The 2,134-nt window shown below is 76.0% G+C and carries 3 protein-coding genes; all 3 read left to right on the forward strand.

What is annotated here, in order from left to right:
- The first annotated feature begins 99 nt into the window (after positions 1–99).
- The 3 genes from rpsU to yqfD all read left to right on the forward strand — a co-directional run bounded on the left by rpsU (position 100) and on the right by yqfD (position 2,069).
- A complete protein-coding gene (gene rpsU / locus K6U79_11610; protein MCL6523000.1) occupies positions 100–273 on the forward strand; it encodes a 30S ribosomal protein S21 in 174 nt (57 codons plus the stop codon).
- Between the two features lie 153 nt (positions 274–426).
- A complete protein-coding gene (yqfC, locus tag K6U79_11615) occupies positions 427–813 on the forward strand; it encodes a sporulation protein YqfC (GenBank protein ID MCL6523001.1) in 387 nt (128 codons plus the stop codon).
- The gene (yqfD, locus tag K6U79_11620; GenBank protein MCL6523002.1) at positions 804–2,069 is read left to right on the forward strand and encodes a sporulation protein YqfD; all 1,266 of its coding nucleotides are present in this window, start codon (positions 804–806) and stop codon (positions 2,067–2,069) included. The genes yqfC and yqfD overlap by 10 nt, the downstream gene beginning before the upstream one ends.
- Positions 2,070–2,134 lie beyond the last annotated feature (65 nt).

Genomic DNA, 2,134 nt, shown 5'->3' on the forward strand with positions numbered 1-2,134 from the left:
ATAATCAAGCCTACCGGAAGGTAGCGAGGGCGCCGCGGGACGGGGCCCGTCGGAGGCCCCGACGCCCGCCCTCCGCCGCGGCCGGAAGGAGGGGAGCAGATGGCCCAGGTGGTTCGGGGCGAGAACGAGTCGCTGGACGCAACCCTCCGCCGGTTCCGCAAGGTCTGCCAGAAGAGCGGCGTCCTGGCGGACGCGCGTCGCCACGAGTACTACGACAAGCCCAGCGTGCGGAAGAAGAAGAAGTCCAAGGCGGCACGGCGGAAGCACGGATAGGCGGTGCGGGAGCGGCGGCAGGGCCGCCGCGCCCTTCCGCGGCAAGGCCGCCAGCCGAGGTTGCGAGAGGAGAGGGCGCCGGCCACGGGCCGGCGCCCTCTTCTATGCCCGTCACCACGTCCATAGATTCTCCCCGGGGGAGGAGGGAGGCCCTTGCCGGAGCGGCCCGGCGGGCTGGCGGGCGCCCTCGACGAGTGGCTCGAGCTGCCGGACGACACGCTCCTCGACCTGCCCCGCCTGACGCTGATCGGTCAGGTGATGCTCGCCGTGGAGAACCACCGCGGTCTCGTCCGCTACGCCCCGGACGAGGTGCGCGTCGCCACCGGCGCCGGCCTCCTCCAGGTGCGCGGGGAGGAGCTGGTGGTGCGCAGGATGGACCGGGAGCGTCTGACCATCGCCGGGAGGATCGCCTCGCTCGCCTGGGAGGCGTCGCCCCCGCCGCCGCCCCGGGGACGCCGGGAGGCCGGTGCCGCCCGGGGCGGACGGCAGAGCGGCGGCAGGGGCGGCGCGCGCGGGGGGAGGGGCGGGGCGTGGGGCTGAGACTGGCGCTCTGGCTGCAGGGCTTCCTCCGGCTGACGCTGGCGGGCCGGCGGCCGGAACGGCTGGTCAACCGGCTGGCCGCCGAGGGCGTCGTCCTCTGGGGGCTCGGGCCGGCGCGGGAGGGGGAGGGGCTGGAGCTCCTCCTGCGCCTGGCCGACCTGGGGGCGCTCCGCCGCCTGGCGCGCGGGACGGGGGTCCGGGTGAGGATCCGCGAGCGGCGGGGGGCGCCCTTTCTGGCGCGCCGCCTGCTGGCCCGGCGCGGTTGGGTGGCGGGGGCGTTTCTGGCGCTCCTCGTCCTCTTCACCCTTTCCAACTTCGTCTGGTTCGTGCAGGTGCGGGGAAACCAGAGGGTGCCGCGCCAGGCCATCCTGGCGGTCCTGGCGCGCGAGGGCCTGCGGCCCGGGGCCTTCCGGCCCGCGCTCGACCCGGCCGGCGTGGCGGCGGCGCTCCATCGCGCCCTGCCGGACGTCGCCTGGGCCAGCGTCCGCCTGCAGGGCTCGCTGGCCGTGGTCCAGGTGGTGGAGACGCACCCCGCGCCCCCCGCCGCGCCCCCGGGGCCGGCCGACATCGTCGCTCGCCGGGACGCGCTGGTGGTGCGCGTGGAGACGGTGCGGGGGAGAGCCGAGGTGAAGGCGGGCGAGATCGTGGAGGCGGGCCAGGTTCTGATCAGCGGCCAGGTTCCGCTGGCGCGCGAGGGAGGCGGGGAGGAGGGCTTCCTCTGGGTGCGCGCCCAGGGCAGCGTCCTCGGGCGGGTCTGGTACAGCGCCTACGCCGAGGCGCCCCTGGTCTACCCGGCGGATGTCCCCACCGGGCGCTCCTTCAGTCGCTGGCAGCTGGGCCTGGCGGGGCTGCGCCTCGAGCTGCCCTGGCCGCCCTGGTGGCAGCGGCCGCCCTTCGCACGCTACAGCCGGCGGGTGGAGACGGTCTGGCCCGAGCAGTGGCACGGGCTCTGGCTCCCGGTGAGCCTCCAGCGCGTACGGTATAATGAAACAACTATGGTGCTCCGGCGGCGTGACACGCCGGCCGCCGAGCGCGCGGCCCGCGCCGAGGCCGTCGCCCGGATCCGCCGCCAGCTGCCCCGCGACGCGCGGATCGTCGAAGAAGGGTCGCGGGTGGTGCAGCGGACGCCCGAGCGGGTCGGCGTGCAGGTGCAGCTGGAGAGCATCGAGGAGATCGGCGTCGTCCGCTCCCTGGAGCCCATGGCTCCGCCGCCGGGCGGCGAGCGGGGGCGCCCGCCGGCCTCCCCGGGAGGTTGATGTCCAGCTTGCCGGCCAAGAACCTCTCCACCCGGCAGATCCTCATCTCCGACGCGGCGGCGCGG

Source organism: Bacillota bacterium (genome assembly GCA_023511835.1).
Classification (GTDB): Bacteria; Bacillota; Sulfobacillia; order JAIMAT01; family JAIMAT01; genus JAIMAT01.